The sequence below is a fragment of the Streptomyces sp. NPDC102467 genome (genome assembly GCF_044765445.1).
In the GTDB taxonomy this organism is placed as follows: Bacteria; Actinomycetota; Actinomycetes; order Streptomycetales; family Streptomycetaceae; genus Streptomyces.
Map to the genome: position 1 here is coordinate 230,640 of NZ_JBIWKA010000001.1, position 18,395 is coordinate 249,034.

General features: G+C 70.4%; 17 protein-coding genes. 8 read left to right on the top strand and 9 right to left on the bottom strand.

The features are described 5' to 3' along the window. Nucleotides 1–12: 12 nt before the first annotated feature. The 3 genes from ACIREE_RS01000 to ACIREE_RS01010 form a co-directional block, all read right to left on the bottom strand. The gene (locus ACIREE_RS01000; protein WP_404144593.1) at nucleotides 13–267 is read right to left on the bottom strand and encodes a hypothetical protein; all 255 of its coding nucleotides are present in this window, start codon (nucleotides 265–267) and stop codon (nucleotides 13–15) included. After that, the gene (locus ACIREE_RS01005; protein WP_404144595.1) at nucleotides 264–743 is read right to left on the bottom strand and encodes a sigma factor-like helix-turn-helix DNA-binding protein; all 480 of its coding nucleotides are present in this window, start codon (nucleotides 741–743) and stop codon (nucleotides 264–266) included. Before ACIREE_RS01005 ends, ACIREE_RS01000 begins: the two co-directional genes overlap by 4 nt. Nucleotides 744–818: 75 nt before the next feature. Next, entirely contained in the window at nucleotides 819–1,319 is a 501-nt protein-coding gene (locus ACIREE_RS01010; RefSeq protein WP_404145301.1) for a MarR family winged helix-turn-helix transcriptional regulator, read from the bottom strand. A 175-nt stretch (nucleotides 1,320–1,494) separates the two neighbouring features. Between ACIREE_RS01010 and ilvA the strand changes: the two genes are divergently transcribed. The 3 genes from ilvA to ACIREE_RS01025 all read left to right on the top strand — a co-directional run bounded on the left by ilvA (nucleotide 1,495) and on the right by ACIREE_RS01025 (nucleotide 4,815). Beyond that, entirely contained in the window at nucleotides 1,495–2,748 is a 1,254-nt protein-coding gene (gene ilvA / locus ACIREE_RS01015; protein WP_404144597.1) for a threonine ammonia-lyase, read from the top strand. 223 nt (nucleotides 2,749–2,971) lie between these two features. Continuing rightward, nucleotides 2,972–3,961, top strand: a complete 990-nt coding sequence (locus tag ACIREE_RS01020; RefSeq protein WP_404144598.1) for an ATP-binding cassette domain-containing protein — start codon at nucleotides 2,972–2,974, stop codon at nucleotides 3,959–3,961. Continuing rightward, nucleotides 3,958–4,815, top strand: a complete 858-nt coding sequence (locus ACIREE_RS01025) for an ABC transporter permease (RefSeq protein ID WP_404144599.1) — start codon at nucleotides 3,958–3,960, stop codon at nucleotides 4,813–4,815. Before ACIREE_RS01020 ends, ACIREE_RS01025 begins: the two co-directional genes overlap by 4 nt. Before the next feature lie 75 nt (nucleotides 4,816–4,890). Here ACIREE_RS01025 and greA read toward each other — a convergent pair whose 3' ends face one another. Next, complete coding sequence (gene greA / locus ACIREE_RS01030; protein ID WP_363196776.1) at nucleotides 4,891–5,388, bottom strand: transcription elongation factor GreA; 498 nt, start codon at nucleotides 5,386–5,388, stop codon at nucleotides 4,891–4,893. Between the two features lie 180 nt (nucleotides 5,389–5,568). Next, the gene (locus tag ACIREE_RS01035; RefSeq protein WP_404144601.1) at nucleotides 5,569–5,973 is read right to left on the bottom strand and encodes a DUF4307 domain-containing protein; all 405 of its coding nucleotides are present in this window, start codon (nucleotides 5,971–5,973) and stop codon (nucleotides 5,569–5,571) included. A 130-nt stretch (nucleotides 5,974–6,103) separates the two neighbouring features. Here ACIREE_RS01035 and mca point away from each other — a divergent pair, with 130 nt between their 5' ends. The 3 genes from mca to ACIREE_RS01050 all read left to right on the top strand — a co-directional run bounded on the left by mca (nucleotide 6,104) and on the right by ACIREE_RS01050 (nucleotide 7,868). Next, nucleotides 6,104–6,985 (top strand): mycothiol conjugate amidase Mca, encoded by an 882-nt coding sequence (mca, locus tag ACIREE_RS01040; protein ID WP_404144602.1) that lies wholly within the window; start codon nucleotides 6,104–6,106, stop codon nucleotides 6,983–6,985. Next, the gene (locus ACIREE_RS01045) at nucleotides 6,978–7,217 is read left to right on the top strand and encodes a hypothetical protein (protein WP_404144604.1); all 240 of its coding nucleotides are present in this window, start codon (nucleotides 6,978–6,980) and stop codon (nucleotides 7,215–7,217) included. Before mca ends, ACIREE_RS01045 begins: the two co-directional genes overlap by 8 nt. A gap of 66 nt (nucleotides 7,218–7,283) precedes the next feature. Continuing rightward, complete coding sequence (locus ACIREE_RS01050; protein ID WP_404144605.1) at nucleotides 7,284–7,868, top strand: dihydrofolate reductase family protein; 585 nt, start codon at nucleotides 7,284–7,286, stop codon at nucleotides 7,866–7,868. A gap of 16 nt (nucleotides 7,869–7,884) precedes the next feature. On the opposite strand, the gene ACIREE_RS01055 is transcribed toward ACIREE_RS01050, so the two are convergent. Next, nucleotides 7,885–11,082 carry a tetratricopeptide repeat protein gene (locus ACIREE_RS01055; protein ID WP_404144607.1) on the bottom strand — a complete coding sequence of 1,066 codons (3,198 nt, stop codon included), beginning with the start codon at nucleotides 11,080–11,082 and terminating at the stop codon, nucleotides 7,885–7,887. Nucleotides 11,083–11,200: 118 nt separating this feature from the next. Between ACIREE_RS01055 and ACIREE_RS01060 the strand changes: the two genes are divergently transcribed. After that, entirely contained in the window at nucleotides 11,201–13,231 is a 2,031-nt protein-coding gene (locus ACIREE_RS01060) for a thioredoxin domain-containing protein (RefSeq protein WP_404144609.1), read from the top strand. Nucleotides 13,232–13,244: 13 nt separating this feature from the next. On the opposite strand, the gene ACIREE_RS01065 is transcribed toward ACIREE_RS01060, so the two are convergent. From ACIREE_RS01065 to ACIREE_RS01075, 3 genes are all read right to left on the bottom strand, one after another. Then, nucleotides 13,245–13,853 carry a TetR/AcrR family transcriptional regulator gene (locus ACIREE_RS01065; protein WP_404144611.1) on the bottom strand — a complete coding sequence of 203 codons (609 nt, stop codon included), beginning with the start codon at nucleotides 13,851–13,853 and terminating at the stop codon, nucleotides 13,245–13,247. A gap of 5 nt (nucleotides 13,854–13,858) precedes the next feature. Beyond that, complete coding sequence (locus ACIREE_RS01070; RefSeq protein WP_404144613.1) at nucleotides 13,859–15,424, bottom strand: DHA2 family efflux MFS transporter permease subunit; 1,566 nt, start codon at nucleotides 15,422–15,424, stop codon at nucleotides 13,859–13,861. Between the two features lie 125 nt (nucleotides 15,425–15,549). Beyond that, a complete protein-coding gene (locus ACIREE_RS01075) occupies nucleotides 15,550–16,233 on the bottom strand; it encodes a hemolysin III family protein (RefSeq protein ID WP_404144615.1) in 684 nt (227 codons plus the stop codon). Nucleotides 16,234–16,520: 287 nt separating this feature from the next. Here ACIREE_RS01075 and ACIREE_RS01080 point away from each other — a divergent pair, with 287 nt between their 5' ends. Beyond that, nucleotides 16,521–18,380 (top strand): phosphoenolpyruvate carboxykinase (GTP), encoded by a 1,860-nt coding sequence (locus ACIREE_RS01080; RefSeq protein WP_404144617.1) that lies wholly within the window; start codon nucleotides 16,521–16,523, stop codon nucleotides 18,378–18,380. Nucleotides 18,381–18,395: the final 15 nt, after the last annotated feature.

Here is an 18,395-nt window from a genome sequence, read left to right on the forward strand (position 1 = left end):
AGGTGAGGGAGTTCACCAACCCGTCAGGGGTGGGGTCGTCTTCGAGGGCGGCTCCACCCACGGGCGGGCCATCGTCGCCCACACCGCGAACGCCACCACCGCGGTGCAGAGCACGAACCACGCAAGCCGCCGCGCGATCCGGCGGCGCCGCAGCGCACGCCCGCCCCGGCGCATCGCCTCCCCGCACAGTTCCGCGGGCACGGTCGGCGGCGGCGCCGCGTCGAGCACCGCGCGGACCGTCGCCTCCTCGCGCTCCTGCCGGCTCATGCCGGTGCCGCCCCGTGCAGCCCGGCGGGCCCGGGGTCGCGCGGAGGGTGCAGGACGAGGGCCATCGCGCGCGCGTGCAGCGCCCGTACGCGGATCAGAGGCAGCCCGAGCAGCGCCGCCACCTGCTCCTCGCCGATGCCCTCGAACAGTCGCAGTACGAGGACCAGACGCTCCTGCGGGGTCAGATGCGCCAACACGCCGCCGTGCCCGCGGTGCCGGTGCCACGCCCCGCGCGCGAAGCGGACGCCTAGTTCTTTACGGGCGCAGTCGTAGGGATCCTCACCCCGAAGACGGTCCCAGGACGAGTACGTACGGGCGAGAGCGGCCGTGAGCAGCTTTCGCGCGCGCGGGTTGTCGGCGTGGGGTTCGGCGGTGAGCAGGGTCGCGGCATGCAGCAGCCGCCCTGCCGCGCCCGCGACGAACGCCTCGAACTCCCGGGCCCGGCGGGCGTTCCTGGACGCCTGCCGTTCGCGCACGCTTCATATGAGGCCTGCCGCGGCCCCCTGGTCAAGAGGCGGGAGCCGCGGCGGTGGCGCAGGGAGCCAGGAGGCTCAGGAGTCGGTGCCGGAGTCGGCGGGGGGCGCCGGCTGGCCCGACTGGCGTGCGGACAGCGCGGTGTTGAAGCGCGTGAGGAGCGCGCAGAACTGCTCGCGTTCCTCCGGCTCCCACTCCTCCGTCAGCTGCGCCATCAGCTCCCGCCGGGACGAGCGCACCTCGTCGAGGCGCGACAGACCGCGCGGCGACAGCTGGAGCACGACCGCGCGGCCGTCCTCCGGATGGGACGTGCGCTTGACGAGGCCGGTGTCGACGAGCGGGGCGACCTGGCGGGTCACCGTCGAGGAGTCGATCCCCATGCTCGACGCGAGCGCCTTGACGCCCATCGGGCCTTCCTTGTCGAGGCGGTTGAGCAGGAGATACGCGGCGCGGTCCATCGAATTGCGCACCTGCCCGACTCCGCCGAGCCGGGTCTGTTCGGCGCGACGGGCGAAGACCGCCACCTCGTGCTGCAGCGTTTCGAGGAGGCCGGTGTCGCCGGCGGTCATCATGTCCATCGTTTCCTGTGGTGTGGGCATGGCCGGGGGCTCACTTCATGCGTGGGTGGTGGATTGCACTGGATTGGGCCACAGGGTACGCGGCGAAAGCGCTGGCCGTACCTGCGCTGCGCAATCCGGTCTCGGAGCGTGAACATCCCGAGAGACGTGCGCCGTGAGCTGCGAGACTTCGGTCATGAGCTACAACGCGTCTGACTCCTTGCCGCGCCCTCTGCCCGCCGTGACCCTCGACGACGTACGCGGTGCCCAGAAGATGCTCTCCGGAGTGGCACGGATGACAGCCATGGCCCACAACCACCACCTGTCGCAGCTGCTCGGCGCCCCGGTTCACCTCAAGTGCGAGAACCTCCAGCGGACCGGCTCCTTCAAGCTGCGCGGCGCGTACGTACGCATCGCGGGGCTGATGCCCGAGGAGCGGGCCGCCGGGGTGGTCGCCGCGAGCGCGGGCAACCACGCGCAGGGCGTGGCCCTCGCCTCCTCACTCCTGGGCGTGCGCTCCACGGTGTTCATGCCGGTCGGCGCGCCCCTGCCGAAGGTCGCCGCGACCCGTGACTACGGCGCGGAGGTGCGGCTGCACGGGCAGGTGGTCGACGAGACGCTCGCCGCGGCGCAGGAGTACGCCGAGGCGACCGGCGCGGTCTTCATCCACCCCTTCGACCACCCGGACATCGTCGCGGGCCAGGGCACGCTCGGCCTGGAGATCCTGGAGCAGTGCCCGGAGGTGCGCACCATCGTCGTGGGCATCGGCGGCGGCGGTCTCGCGGCGGGCATCGCCGTCGCGGTGAAGGCGGTACGGCCCGACGTGCGGGTGATCGGTGTCCAGGCGGAGGGCGCGGCCGCGTACCCGCCCTCGCTGGAGGCGGGCCGGCCCGTCTCCGTCCCGCACCCGACGACCATGGCCGACGGCATCAAGGTGGGACGGCCCGGTGACGTGCCCTTCCAGCTCGTCCGCGGCCTGGTCGACGAGGTCCGTACGGTGTCGGAGAACGCCTTGTCGAGCGCGCTGCTGCTGTGCCTGGAGCGCGCCAAGATGGTCGTCGAACCGGCGGGCGCGAGCCCCGTGGCGGCGCTGCTGAGCGAGCCGGGCGCCTTCGAGGGCCCGGTGGTCGCGCTGCTCTCCGGCGGCAACGTCGACCCGCTCCTCATGCAGCGCGTCCTCACCCACGGCATGGCCGCCGCGGGGCGCTACCTCTCGCTGCGCGTGCGGCTGACCGACCGCCCCGGCGCTCTGGCCTCGATCGCCGAGGTGTTGTCAGTGGCGGACGCCAACGTCCTCGACGTGGGCCACGTGCGGACCGATCCGCGCCTCGGCCTCACGGAGGTGGAGGTCGAGCTGCACCTGGAGACCAAGGGGCCCGCGCACTGCGCCGAGGTCGGCGCGGCGCTGCGCAGCGCGGGCTATACGGTCATCGCCCCGGCCATCGGCTGACGTTGAACTGGCTGACGTAAGACAGGCTGACGTAAAACAGGTTGAGCAAACGCGATACATCGCGATACCGTGTGCTCCTTCCGCTCGCTCCGCGCGTTCACACGCTCATCGGGCGACGCTGTTCCGGCATAACTAGACTTTCTTCACATAAAGCTGCATATATGGCTCCACGTACAGGCACCACCTCGGTAGACCGGTCACTCACCAACCCATGGGGGAACCAATGCCAGGCGCCATCTACGCCGAAGGTCTGGTGAAGACCTTCGGCGACGTAAGAGCTCTGGACGGGGTCGATCTGGACGTACCAGAAGGCACCGTCCTGGGCCTGCTCGGGCCGAACGGAGCGGGCAAGACCACGGCGGTGCGCTGCCTGACGACCCTGCTGACGCCGGACAGCGGCAAGGCGCTCGTCGCGGGCATCGACGTACGGAAACATCCGAACGAGGTACGCCGCTCGATCGGTCTCTCCGGCCAGTTCGCCGCGGTCGACGAGTACCTGACGGGCCGCGAGAACCTGCAGATGGTCGGCCAGCTCTACCAGATGAAGGCCAGAGCGGCGAAGGCCCGCGCGGTCGAACTCCTGGAGCGGTTCAACCTCGCGGACGCCGCCGACCGCCCCTCCAAGACGTACTCCGGGGGCATGCGCCGCCGCCTCGACCTCGCGGCCGCACTCGTCGTCTCGCCGCCCGTCATGTTCATGGACGAGCCGACCACCGGCCTCGACCCGCGCAACCGGCAGCAACTGTGGCAGATCATCCAGGAGTTGGTGGCCGGCGGCACGACACTGCTGCTCACCACCCAGTACCTGGAAGAGGCCGACCACCTGGCGCACGACATCTGCGTCGTCGACCACGGCCGCGTCATCGCCCGCGGCACCTCCGACCAGCTCAAGGCCCAGACCGGCGGCGAGCGCGTCGAGGTCGTCGTGCACGAGCGCGAGCACATCGACACCGCCCACGGCGTCCTGGCCGGCTTCGGCAAGGGCGAGGCCACCGTCGAGCAGCACACCCGCAAGGTGACCGTCCCGGTCACCGGCGGCGCCAAACTGCTCGCCGAAGTGATCCGCGAGCTCGACGCCCGCGGCATCGAGATCGACGACATCGGCCTGCGCCGCCCCACCCTGGACGACGTGTTCATCTCCCTCACCGGGCACCTGGCGGAAGAGCCGCAGGAGTCGCAGGAGCCGGGCCGGGCCGAGGAGGCCGCAGCATGAGCACCGTCACCGACTCCGTACGCGCGCCGCGGGCGGCTGGCGGCATCGGCCAGTCCGTCCGGGACTCGCTCGTCGTCGCCAAGCGCAACCTGATCCGGATGACACGCATCCCGGAAATGATCCTCTTCGGGGTCATCCAGCCGGTGATGTTCGTGGTCCTCTTCACCTACGTCTTCGGCGGCTCCATGAGCGTCGGCGGCTCCACCGACCCCGGCGTCTACAAGAACTTCCTGATGGCGGGCATCTTCGCCCAGACGGTCACCTTCGCCACGGCGGGATCCGCCGCGGGCATCGCCGACGACATGCAGAAGGGGCTCGTCGACCGCTTCCGCTCGCTCCCCATGAGCCGGGGCGCGGTCCTGACCGGCCGCACCGTGGCCGACCTCGTGCAGACCTCCATCACGCTGCTCGTCCTCGCGATCGTCGCCCTGCTCGTGGGCTGGCGCACCGGCACACCGGACCCGACCAACGCCGGCCGGATCCTCGGCGGCTTCGCCCTGCTGCTCCTCCTCGGCTACGCGTTCACCTGGATCGGCGCGCTCATCGGCCTGTCCGTACGCACACCGGAGGCGGCCACCTCGGGCGGGATCATCTGGCTGTTCCCGGTGACGTTCATCTCGAACGCGTTCGTGGACACCGGCATGATGACGCCCTGGCTGCGGCACGTCGCCGACTGGAACCCCTTCAGCGCGACCGTGCAGGCGTGCCGGGTGCTCTTCGGCAACCCGGGGGTCTCCACGTCCTCGGCCTGGCCCATGCAGCACCCGGTGTGGGCGTCGCTGCTCTGGTCCGTCCTGATCATCGTGGTCTTCCGCACCCTCGCGGTCCGCAAGTACCGCAACGCGACGGCCTGAGCGGCCGTGCCACGACGAGGCCCCCGCAGCGGTCGCTGCGGGGGCCTCGTCACGACTCGTATGTCACGAACGGCGTCAGCCGCTGTACGGCACCGCCGTGAGGACCTTGACCGAGGCGAACTTGCCGTTCGGCAGCTCGTACTCGGCGTCCTCGCCGACCTTCTTGCCGTTCACGCCCGTGCCCAGCGGCGACTGCGGCGAATACGTCTCGATCTCGGAGCTCGCGTACTCGCGGGAGGCGAGCAGGAAGCTCATGGTGTCGTCCTCGTCGCCGTCGAAAGCGATCGTGACGACCATGCCGGGTGCGACGACCCCGGTCGCAGCGGGCGCCTCACCGACCTTGGCCTTCTCCAGGAGCTGGGTCAGCTGGCGGATGCGGAGCTCCTGCTTGCCCTGCTCCTCCTTGGCCGCGTGGTACCCGCCGTTCTCCCGCAGGTCGCCCTCCTCACGCGCCGCCGCGATCTTCGCGGTGATTTCCTCGCGCGCGGGACCAGACAGGTACGCCAGCTCGTCCCTGAGCTTGGTGTGCGCCTCCTGCGTCAGCCAGGTGACGTCTTCGCTGGTCTGGGTCACAGGTCGCTCCTCGTAGGTACTGGGGGAATACAAAGCATCGCCCTACCCAGAAGGATGTTCCCTCACGGGTGGGCGAAACCACGAGCCTAACAATTCCGCGGTCGAACGGGGAGGACATAAGGCATCAGTTTTGCGTCGACGCAGGTCAGCATCGAGGTACTGGTGCGCGGCCGGGGCGCGTCACTCGGCGTGGCAGCCGACGAGCTCCGCGGTCGTGCCCTTGCCGCCCGCCGTGCGCAGCGTCACGACCTTGTCGATCCGGTCCGTGTGCTGGGCGAAGCGGAAGTCGGCGCGGCCCACCTCGGCGCCGACGGCGTCCTGCGAGCGAATCGTGCAGTAGCCGCTCGCGCCGGTGTCCTTGCGGATCTCCAGATGGACCTTGACGGTGTCGTCGTAGGCCTTGAAGGCGATGACCTCGCCGCTGAACTTGTTGCCCGCGACGTAGTACCAGCCGAACCAGCACATCATGGCCGCGAAGAGGGCGCCGAGCACGATCGCGGCGATTTTCAGCTTCCGGTCCGCGCGGGCGTCGGCCGCGCGCGAAGATCCGTAGCGGCCCTCCGGCAGCTGCTGCACGGCGCTCATCGGCCAGTTCCTCTCGCCTCGCCCGCCAACATCCGGGCACCGGAATTTTCCGCCCCCCGGTTCGGTCACTATAGAAGCGCCCATTGCGCCGAATCACACCAGGGCGCCTTAATTCACCAAGGATCTTGTCTTGACTGAGCAGCTGCGACTGATGGCCGTTCACGCCCACCCCGACGACGAGTCGTCGAAGGGCGCGGCCACGATGGCCAAGTACGTGTCCGAGGGGGTGGACGTGCATGTCGTGACCTGCACGGGAGGCGAGCGCGGCTCGATCCTCAACCCGAAGCTCCAGGGCGACAAATACATCGAGGAGCACATCCACGAAGTACGCAGGAAGGAGATGGAGGAGGCCCGCGAGATCCTCGGCGTCAAGCAGGACTGGCTGGGTTTCGTCGACTCCGGACTGCCCGAGGGCGACCCGCTGCCGCCGCTGCCCGAGGGCTGCTTCGCCCTTGAGGACGTCGACCACGCGGCAGGGCGTCTGGTGCGCCAGATCCGCTCCTTCCGTCCGCAGGTCATCACGACGTACGACGAGAACGGCGGATATCCGCACCCCGACCACATCATGACCCACAAGATCTCGATGGTGGCCTTCGACGGAGCGGCCGACGCCGAGAAGTACCCGGAGGCGGAGTTCGGCCCGGTCTTCCAGCCGAGCAAGCTCTACTACAACCAGGGCTTCAACCGGCCGCGCACCGAAGCGCTGCACCACGCCATGATCGAGCGGGGCATGGAGTCGCCGTACGCGGACTGGCTCAAGCGCTGGGACGAGTTCGAGCGGGTCGAGCGCACGCTGACCACGCACGTTCCGTGCGCCGACTTCTATGAGATCCGCGACAAGGCGCTGATCGCGCACGCCACGCAGATCGACCCGGACGGCGGCTGGTTCCGCGTTCCGATGGACCTCCAGAAGGAGGTCTGGCCCACCGAGGAGTACGAGCTGGCGAAGTCGCTCGTCGATACCTCCCTCCCCGAGGACGACCTCTTCGCGGGCGTCCGTCACAATGCCTGATGTGACATCGAATCTGGCAATGACCCATCTCGTCCCTCTTGCCGCGCAGGAGGTCGACGAGAACAAGGTGACTCCGGGTGTGCTCGGCTTCATCGTCTTCGCCGTGATGGCGCTCGCCGTCTGGGGCCTGATGAAGTCGATGAACCGGCACATGGGCAAGGTCGACTTCAAGGAGAAGACGCCGGCCGAGCCGGTCGGCGCCGACGCCGGCCGGGCGCCCGAGCGCTCCTAGGGCTTCCCCGGCCTTCTCATGAGCGCGCCCGCGATGAGTTTTGCGGGCGCGCCCGGTCGTACAGGTATGAGCCCTGTACTGATGCACGCGGTCGTCTCCGTGGACGGCTTCATCGCCGATGCCGACGACCAGGTCGGACCGCTGTTCGACTGGTACGGCAATGGTGATGAGCCGCTCGGTGACGGCGGCGGTTTCCGGATCTCCAAGGCGTCCGCCGACTACACCCGGCCGATGTGGGCGAGCCTCGGCGTGACGATCATGGGTCGGCGCCTGTTCGACCTCACGAACGGCTGGGACGCGAAGCCGCCGGCGGGCGAGCACGTCGTCGTGGTCTCGCACCGCCCCCGGCCCGCCGACTGGCACCCCGAGGCCTCGCACTACCACTTCGCCGGTGACGTGGCCGAGGCCGTCGCCCGCGCCAGGGAACTCGCGGGCGACCGGTCCGTGGCGATCACCGCGGGCGACATCGGCGGCCAGGCCTTCGCCCTCGGCCTGGTCGACATCGTGGCCATGGACGTCGTCCCCGTCGTCTTCGGCTCCGGCAAGCGCTACTTCGGCCCGGCCGACGCCCAGCGCCTCCTGGAGGACCCGCATGTGGTGATCCAGGGCGACCGGGTGCTGCACCTGCAGTACCGGGTGCGCAAGCCGTGACCGAACGGGTATGTCCCTAGGCGATCACCACCCCCATCACATCCCGCGCGTGCCGGTTCGGGACCATCCCGAGTCGCCACGCCTGCCATCCCGCGTCCAGCTCCACGCCCCGTTCGAGGAGCAGCTGATACGCGCCTACGTAATCGTCGAGCTTGCCGTCACGGGTGGGGCTGTCGGCGCGGGCCAGCTGGGACAGCTCCTCCTGGGCGACCGCCGCGCCGACCTCCGAGCCGCCCGGTGAGGCGTAGGGCAGCAGGGTGCAGCGCAAGAACGTCGCCCAGTCCTCGCCGCGCCGGTCCCCGTAGGAGGCGAAGAGGACGGCCGCCTCGTCGCAGAGCGTCATCGCCTGCTGAAGACGGGCGTTGCCCGCGTCGACGACCGCCAGTTCCAGGCACGTCCACGCCTCGCCGTGCGCGACACCGATGCGCTGGAAATCGGCGCGGGCGTCGACAAGCAGCTGACGGGCGAACCCCGAGTTGCGCAGCGAGCCCGTCTGCGCGGCCCGCTGGTCGCGGGTGACCCGCGCCGAGTGGTGCCGGGCGCACGCGAGCCCGTACACGTCACGCATCCGGGAGAACATGGTGCGCGAACGCTCCAGCTCACGCACCGCCTGGTCGAGGTTGCCGGTCTCCTCCAGCGCCTGGCCCAGGTAGTAGTACGTCCACGCCTCACCGCGCGCGTCCTCGTTGTCACGGTGCCGGGACGCCGCCTGGCGCAGGCCGTCGACCGCGGCCGACGCCTCCCCGTCGACCAGGCGGGCCCGCGCCAGCTGGGTCAGCGCCCAGGCCTCGCCGCGACTGTCGCGGGTACGGCCGTACAGGTCGAGCGCCGCCCGGAGCTCGGCGTCCGCGCGCGGCACGTCACCCATGCGCAGCCGCAGCTGCCCGAGCTGGAAGTGGGCCCACGCCTCGCCGTGCAACGACTCGTTCTCCCGGTGCAGGGCGAGCGCGTCGGTGAGCAGGGCCAGGGACTCGCGGACGTGGGCGCGGTCGCGCTCCACGGCCGCGAGCGCGTGCAGCGTCCAGCCGCGGTCACCCTGCGTCTCCGGCGTCGTCTGGAGTTCGAGCGCCTCCCTCAACTTGGCTGTCGCGTCGGTGAGTTGACCCTGGTGATGCAAGGTGATGCCGAGCGAACACAGCGCGCGGGCCTCGCCCGCCTGGTGATGGGCCTCGCGGTACAGGTCGACGACCGACGACAGCGTCGTACGCGCCTTGTCGAGCTCACCGAGCTGACGGGCCGCGATACCCGTACGCCACTGGACCGAGCGCACGAGCAGCCCCTGGTCGATGGCCTGCGTCAACTCGCTGATCTCGCCCAGGCGGTAGAGGTCGCCCCGCAGCAGGCAGTAGTCGCAGAGCGCGCCCAGCAGGCCGAGGACCGCCTCCTGGTTGACGCCCTCCGCGTGCCGCAGCGCCGCCGTGATGAAGCTCGACTCGTCGTCCAGCCAGCGCAGCGCCGCGTCGAGCGACGTGAAGCCGTGCGGCCCCGGCTGCCCGGCGCGCGTGGACATGTTGCCGTCCACAAGCCGGATCACCGAGTCCGCGAGCTCCGCGTAGTTCTGGATGAGACGCTCCTGCGCCGCCGTACGCTCGGCCGGCTCCTCCTCATCGGCGAGGCGGGCCTGCGCGAAGGAACGGACCAGGTCATGGAGCCGGTAGCGGCTGCCCCTGACGTGGTCGATCAGGCCCGCGCGCGACAGCGCCGTCAGATGGCGGGTGGCCTCCGACTCGTCCGCGGCGAGCAGCGCCGCCGCGGCCGCCGCGCCGAGCGAGGCCCGCCCGGCGAGCGCGAGCCTGCGCAGCAGCCGCCGGGCCGCGTCGGACTGGTCGGTGTACCGCAGCCACAGGACGCGCTCGACCGGCTCCACCGGCCCGTACGCGCTCAGGTCCGCCGCCAGCTGACGTGCCGTGCGCGGCCCGATCGACGAACCCGCGATCCGCAGCGCCAGCGGCAGGCCGCCGCACAACTCCCTTACCTCCTCGGTCGACTCGGCGTCGTACGGGCCGCTCGCATCCTCCGCCGCGTCCCGCAGCAGCTCCTCCGCGCCCGCCGCGTCCAGCGCCTCCACCGGCAACTGGTGCACCCAGGCCGGAGTGGCCCCGCCGAGTTCGAGCGGCTTGCGCGCGGTGACGATGACGAGGCTGTCGGACCGCTCCGGCACCAGCGTGCGCACCTGCTCGGCGTCCTCGGCGTCGTCGAGCACGATCGTCACCGGCAGCCCGGTCAGATGCTGGTGGTACAGCTCGCTCAACCGCTTGACCTGCTGATCCGGCGACGAACGCTCCCGGAACAGCAACTGCTCGCGCGGCGCGCCGAGCCGGTTCAGCAGATGCAGCAGCGCGTCCCGCGTCGCCAGCGGCGCCGCGTCCGCCCGGTCCCCGCGCAGGTCCACGACACACGCCCCGCGGAACTGGTCCCGCAGCTCGTGCGCCGCCCGCACCGCCAGCGTCGTACGCCCCGAACCGGGCGCCCCGTGCAGCACCACCACCGTCGGCCGCGTCTCCGTGCTGGCCCGCGCCGCGTGCACCCACTGCGCGATCCGCGCCATGGCCGCCCGCCGCCCCGCGAACGGCCCCTCAGGATCCGGGAGTTGGCCGAACGACTGCTCGAGCACGCTCCTGCGCCGCGCGGCCGCGCTCTTGTCGGTCCGCCGGTTCCCGGGCGACGCCGACTTCTTCGTCGTACCGGTGCTGGCCGCCAGCACCCGCTGCTGGTCCAGGAACGGCCGGATGCCCCGCACCTCAAGCGCCGTCAGCCACTGCAGGCGCAGCTGCTCGGGCCCGCCCGGCTGATTCAGCGCGCCCGCGCTGCGGCTCGCCGCCGGCAGGTGCGAGGCGGTCACCTTGGCGACGGTGGCGGCCGCGCCGAGCACGGCGACCGCCGCCCCGGTACCCACCGCGACCCCGGTGCCCGCCCCGAACGCCAGGTCGGCCACGACCGCGGTGACGGCCCCGACCCCCGCCACCATCAGCGGCGTCGACCCGCCCTCCTTGGCGAACCGCTCCCCGAACGACATCTGTCCCGCCGCGGCCTCGTCGAGCGCCCGGGTGTACGCCGCGTACTCCTCGGTGGCGGTCTGCCCCATGGCGTCGAGCGCACCCTTCGCCCGCGACAGCAGCACACCCCCGTCCGTCCGCCCGCCCGAGCGCCTGACTTCCTCTTCCACGGCCCGGGCCAACAGCCGCTCGGCTTCCGCCCGATGGCTGTCTCGCATCTTCGGTCCCCCTCCGGTTGCGTCAGATTCGGGTCAAGTGTCCTGCGTATGGGGTGAAGGCGCGAGGGGCCCGGCGATCAAAGACACGACCGTGACGGGCATGGGTGAGGATGGAGGCATGTCGAACCGACTGGCCCATGAGACGTCCCCCTACCTCCTCCAGCACGCCGAGAACCCGGTGGACTGGTGGCCGTGGTCGGCCGAGGCCTTTGAGGAGGCGCGGCGGCGGGGGGTGCCGGTGCTGCTCAGCGTCGGGTACTCGAGCTGCCACTGGTGTCACGTCCTAGCGAGCGAAAGCTTCGAGGACGAAGCAACCGCAGCCCTGATGAACGACAACTTCGTCAGCGTCAAGGTCGACCGCGAGGAGCGGCCCGACGTCGACGCCGTCTACATGGAGGCCGTGCAGGCCGCCACCGGGCAGGGCGGCTGGCCCATGACCGTCTTTCTGACCCCGGATGCCGAGCCGTTCTACTTCGGTACGTACTTCCCGCCCGAGCCGCGTCACGGCATGCCCTCCTTCACTCAGGTCCTCGGGGGCGTCCGGGACGCGTGGACGGGCCGGCGGAGCGAGGTCACCGAGGTCGCCGCGAAGATCACCGCGGATCTTGCGGGGCGTGAACTGTCGTTCGGGGACGCGCAGGTGCCCGGCGAGGGCGAGCTGGCGCAGGCGCTGCTCGGGCTGACGCGGGAGTACGACGCGACGTACGGCGGGTTCGGCGGGGCGCCCAAGTTCCCGCCGTCCATGGTGATCGAGTTCCTGCTGCGGCACCACGCCAGGACCGGCGCCGAGGGCGCGCTGCAGATGGCCGTCGACACGTGCGAGCGGATGGCGCGCGGCGGGATCTACGACCAGCTCGGGGGCGGCTTCGCGCGGTACTCGGTGGACCGCGAGTTCACGGTGCCGCACTTCGAGAAGATGCTCTACGACAACGCGCTGCTGTGCCGCGCCTACGCCCACCTCTGGCGTTCGACCGGCTCCGAACTCGCCAAGCGCGTAGCGCTGGAGACCGCCGACTTCATGGTGCGTGAACTGCGCACGAACGAGGGCGGGTTCGCCTCCGCGCTGGACGCCGACAGCGAAGATCCGGTGAGCGGTGAGCACGTCGAGGGTGCTTACTACGTGTGGACGCCCGAGCAGTTGAGCCAGGTGCTTGGCGCGGAGGACGGGGCTGCCGCCGCCCGGTACTTCGGGGTCACGCAGGAGGGGACCTTCGAGGAGGGCGCCTCTGTTCTTCAACTGCCGCAGAACGATGAGGTGTTCGACGGCGAGCAGATCGAGCGGATCCGGCAGCGGCTGCGCGCCGCGCGCGAGGAGCGGCCCGCCCCGGGCCGGGACGACAAGGTCGTCGCCGCGTGGAACGGGCTCGCGGTGGCCGCCCTCGCCGAGACCGGCGCGTATTTCGGGCGGCAGGACCTCGTGGACGCCGCCGTGGCCGCGGGCGATCTGCTCGTGCGGCTGCACATGGATCCCCTGGCCCGGCTCTCCCGTACCAGCAAGGACGGTCAAGTCGGCCAGAACAGTGGGGTGTTGGAAGATTACGCCGATGTCGCCGAGGGGTTCCTCGCGCTCGCGTCCGTGACCGGGGAAGGGGTGTGGCTGGAGTTCGCCGGGTTCCTGCTCGACCATGTCCTCGACCGGTTCGTGGACCGGGAGAGCGGCGCCCTGTACGACACCGCCGTGGATGCCGAGCAGCTGATCAGGCGGCCGCAGGACCCGACCGACAACGCGACTCCCTCCGGGTGGACGGCGGCGGCCGGGGCGCTGCTCTCGTACGCGGCGCACACCGGTTCGGAACCGCACCGGAGCGCGGCGGAGCGGGCGTTGGGCGTCGTGAAGGCGCTCGGCCCGCGCGCGCCGCGGTTCATCGGGAACGGGCTCGCGGTCGCCGAGGCGCTGCTCGACGGGCCCCGTGAGATCGCCGTCGTGGGGGAGGTGGGCGGCCGGATGCAGCACACCGCGCTCACCGGAACCGCGCCCGGCGCCGTGGTCGCCGCGGGACCGGAGGGGAGCGACGAGCTTCCGCTGCTCGCCGACCGGCCGCGCGTCGAGGGGCGCGACACCGCGTACGTGTGCCGCCACTTCGTATGCGATGCGCCGGTGACGGATGCCGAGCAGTTGGAGCGGTTGCTGAGCGAGCCGGGCCGGTAGTGGGCGGCGTGCCTCAGAGCCCGTTCTGCAGGGTGTCCAGGGCACGTACCGCCAGGTCGCGCAGGTCGCCCTCGTGGTCGTGCTCGGCCCAGTACATCGTGGCCTCCATGAGGGCGCCGGTGACGCACATCGCGTAGACCCGGACCTCCAGGTCGCCCGCGTCGCGGCCGGTGCGCTCGGCGAGGACGCCGCAGATCATCTGGCCGGTGACCGACATCGACTCCATCATCCGGGAGCGCACCGCGGGCACCTCGACCTGGAGCCGGGTGCGCAGCCGGGACACGTCGGGGTCGTCACTGCCGAGCGCGAGGTGCAGGCTGCGGTCGATGACGTGCCGCAGGGAGTCGATGATCGACTCGTCGGCCGGCCGTGCCCGCAGTTCCCGCTCCAGGATCGGGTCGAACTCGTCGGTGAGGACGATGTCTTCCTTGGTCGGGAAGTAGCGGAACACGGTGGACGGCGACACCTCGGCGGCCTCGGCGATCTGCTCGACCGTCGTCGCGTCGTACCCCTGGTCCATGATCAGGCGGTACGTCGCCTCGCGGATCGTCGTACGGGTCTTGAGCTTCTTGCGTTCCCGGAGTCCGAGTTTGGCTTCCGGGGTCTGTGCTGAGGCGGCCATGACCGTCATTGTCGGGCATCCGCGCTGACGGCGGCCACCTCCGGGTCGGACGTGGCGCTCGCCGGTGGGCGGACGGGGCCGGGCATCAGGGTCGCCGTCAGGAGCGCGGCGACCAGCGCCGTGATGGCGATGACGACCAGGGCGAGGTCCATGCCGTGGAGGTACGCGGCGTCGGCGGAGGCCGCGAGGGCCCGGTCGCCGGCCCGTTCCGCGACCAGGTGAGCGCCGATCACCGAGTCGCGCGCCGCGTCCGCCGCCGCGCCGTGCAGTCCGGCCGTGCTGAGCCGGGCCGTGTACGCGCCGGCGATGAGGGCGCCGAGCAGGGCGACGCCGAGCGCGCTGCCGGTCTGGCGCACCGTGCTCAGCAGCCCGGAGCCGCGGCCCGCCTGGTCCTTGGGCAGGGCGGCGAGGGCGCCGCCCATCGCGGGGATCATGGCGAAGGCGAAGCCGATCCCGGCGATCGTCAGCCACAGGGCCGTGAACCCGTATCCGGAGTCGACGGTGGTGCGCGCCCCGAGGAACCCGGCGAACGCGAGGACGACGAGCGCGACGCAGATCACCGCCCGCGCCCCGAACTTCACGACGAGCGGCTGCGCGAGCTTCGCGGCGGCCAGCATCCCGGCCATCAGCGGGAGCATCCGCACTCCGGTGCCGAGCGAGTCGGTGCCGAGCACGGCCTGGAGGTACTGGGGCAGCACGAACATCAGGCCCGCGAGCACGAACATGCCGAGTGTCGCGGCGAGGGTGTTGGTGAGGAAGCCGCGGTGGGCGAGGAGCGTGAGGTCGAGCATGGGGCGTGGGCTGCGGCGTTCGCGCAGTACGAGCGCGGCGAGCAGCACGACGGAGGCCACGAACCCGCCGAGCACGAGCGGGTCGGTCCAGCCCTTCGCGGGGCCCTCGATGATCGCGTAGATCAGGGTGCCGAGGCCGAGTGCGGTGAGCACGGTCGAGACGATGTCGACCCTGGGCGCGGCCGGGTCCTTCGTCTCCGGCAGCAGGAGCAGGCAGGCGGTGATGCCGATCGCGACCATCGGCACGTTGATCACGAAGACGGCGCCCCACCAGAAGTGGTTCAGCAGCCAGCCGCCGAGGATCGGTCCCAGCGGCATGCCGAGTGCGGACGCCGCGGAGATCATGCCGAGGGCCTTCGTCTGTTCGTCGCGCGGGAACAGCGAGGGCAGTACGGAGAAGGCGAGCGGCATCACGAAGGCGCCGCCCACGCCCATCAGGGCCCGGGCCACGATCACCCAGGTCACGTCGGAGGCGAGGGCGCCCACGACGGAGGCGGTGAGGAAGACGCCGAGTCCGGTGACGAGGATCCGGCGGCGCCCGAAGCGGTCGCCGAGCAGTCCGGCGGGGAGCATCAGCGCGGCGAAGACGACGACGTACGCGTCCGCCATCCACTGCTGCTGACCGGTGGTGGCGCCCAGTTGCCCGGTGATCGTCGGGAGCGCCACGTTCAGGATCGTCATGTCGAAACCGAGCACGAGCATGCTCGCGACCAGGGCCCCGAGGGCCAACCAGCGCCTGGGATCGAGGCGCGGCTCCACTTGCTGAGTGACAGTAGCCATGAAATGAGAGTAACTCTCACTTCATAGTGTCTGTCAATCTAGAGTGGCTGTCGTAAGTTCGGGAGCGCAAAAAAGGCCGCGGCTCGAAAGCCGCGGCCATGCGTGAGGAAGGAGGGGGAGGGGCGTCAGCCGTGCTGGTAGGCCACCAGCGAGATGCCGACGTAGTGCACGACGAACGCCGCGAGGGTCAGCGAGTGGAAGACCTCGTGGAAGCCGAAATAGCGGGGCGAGGGGTTCGGCTTCTTGATGCCGTAGATGACACCGCCCGCGCTGTAGAGCAGCCCGCCCACGACCACCAGGACGAGCACGGCGACGCCGCCGGTCCGCATGAAGTCGGGCAGGAAGAAAACTGCCGCCCAGCCCATCGCGATGTAGCAGGGGGTGTAGAGCCAGCGCGGGGCGCCGACCCAGAAGACGCGGAACGCGATGCCCGCCGCGGCCGCCACCCAGATGCCCCACAGCAGCGTCTCGCCCTTGGCGCCGGGCAGCAGCAGCATGGTCAGCGGCGTGTACGTGCCCGCGATGATCAGGAAGATGTTCGCGTGGTCGAGCCGGCGCAGGACGCCGTCGGCGCGCGGCCCCCAGTTGCCCCGGTGGTAGAGCGCGCTCACGCCGAACAGCAGGCAGGCGGTCAGTACGAAGATCCCGCACGCCACGCGGCCGCGCGTCGAGTCGGCCAGGGCCGTGAGGAAGAGGCCGGCGATGAGCACGGCCGGGAACATGCCCGCGTGCAGCCAGCCGCGCAGTTTCGGCTTCAGCGAGGAAGGCTCTGCAAGGGGGACTTCGGGCTGGTCCGCGGTGACGCTCATGGCTTCCATCGTACCTACGCGACCGTAGGTCATGGATATGGAGGGCGTCAGTTCTCACCTGGGGTTAACCCGAAGTCCTGATCGATAAGCCCGGGGAGCCGAGTGGCGATGCTCACTCCGCTCAAGTGTGAAGCCCCCTGGACAGATGGGCGAAACGGTCGGATGATCAAATGAGTGCGGTCGGCACCGGATGAGCGCCCACTGAATTTCAGTGGCACGGGAGGCGCAGCGTCCGGGTCGAGGCCCCCACGGGGCAACCAACACAACACCCTCATTTAGGAGCGATCGTGGCGCGCGACATCGCGGCTCCCGTTTCCCCCGTTCTCACCCTCCCGACCGACCACGTCCCGACAAAGCACCAGGAACTGATCTCGTGGGTCAACGAGATCGCCGAACTGACACAGCCGGACAGCGTGGTCTGGTGCGACGGCTCAGAGGCCGAGTACGAGCGGCTCGCCGAGGAGCTCGTCACCAAGGGAACGTTCAGGAAGCTCGACCCGATCAAGCGCCCGAACTCGTACTACGCCGCCTCCGACCCGACCGATGTCGCGCGGGTCGAGGACCGGACGTTCATCTGCTCCGCGGAAGAGGCGGACGCGGGCCCCACGAACCACTGGAAGGACCCCGCCGAGATGCGGGAGATCTTCCAGGGCAACGAGGGGAACGGGGGGATCTTCCGCGGCTCCATGAAGGGCCGCACGATGTACGTCGTCCCCTTCTGCATGGGCCCGCTCGGCTCGCCGCTCTCCGCGATCGGCGTCGAGATCACCGACTCGGCCTACGTCGCCGTCTCCATGCGCACCATGACCCGGATGGGGCAGCCGGTCCTGGACGAGCTCGGCACCGACGGCTTCTTCGTCAAGGCCGTGCACACGCTGGGCGCCCCGCTCGCCGAGGGCGAGGCGGACGTGCCGTGGCCGTGCAACTCCACGAAGTACATCTCGCACTTCCCCGAGGACCGCGAGATCTGGTCCTACGGATCCGGCTACGGCGGCAACGCCCTGCTGGGCAAGAAGTGCTACGCGCTGCGCATCGCCTCGGTGATGGCGCGGGACGAGGGCTGGCTCGCCGAGCACATGCTGATCCTCAAGCTGACGCCGCCGCAGGGGGAGTCGAAGTACGTCGCGGCCGCGTTCCCGTCCGCGTGCGGCAAGACCAACCTGGCCATGCTGGAGCCCACGATCTCCGGCTGGACGGTCGAGACGATCGGCGACGACATCGCCTGGATGCGGTTCGGTGCGGACGGCCGGCTCTACGCGATCAACCCCGAGGCCGGATTCTTCGGCGTCGCGCCCGGCACCGGTGAGCACACCAACGCCAACGCGATGAAGACGCTGTGGGGCAACTCCGTCTTCACGAACGTCGCCCTCACCGACGACAACGACATCTGGTGGGAGGGCATGACGGAGGAGACTCCGGCCCACCTCACGGACTGGAAGGGCAACGACTGGACGCCCGATTCCGGTGTCCCCGCGGCGCACCCCAACGCCCGCTTCACCACCCCGGCCGCGCAGTGCCCGATCATCGCGCCCGAGTGGGAGGACCCCAAGGGCGTACCGATCTCGGCGATCCTGTTCGGCGGTCGGCGCGCGTCCGCCGTCCCCCTCGTCACCGAGTCCTTCGACTGGAACCACGGCGTCTTCCTCGGCGCCAACGTGGCCTCCGAGAAGACCGCCGCCGCCGAGGGCAAGGTCGGCGAGCTGCGCCGCGACCCGTTCGCGATGCTGCCGTTCTGCGGCTACAACATGGGCGACTACATGGCCCACTGGGTGAAGGTCGGCGCGGACAAGAACGCCGCGGACCTTCCGAAGATCTACTACGTCAACTGGTTCCGCAAGGACGCGAAGGGCCGCTTCGTATGGCCCGGGTTCGGTGAGAACAGCCGCGTCCTGAAGTGGATCGTGGACCGCCTCGACGGACGGGCGGAGGGTGTCGAGACCCCGATCGGCATTCTTCCGGCCAAGGGCTCCCTGGACACGAACGGCCTCGACATCGCCGAGGACGACCTGGAGTTCTTGCTCACCGTCGACAAGGAGGTCTGGCGCGAGGAGGCTGCGCTGGTACCCGAGCATCTCAACACGTTCGGCGATCACACGCCGAAGGAACTGTGGGATGAGTACCGGAAGCTGGTGCAGCGGCTCGGCTAGCCGGACCTGACTGAG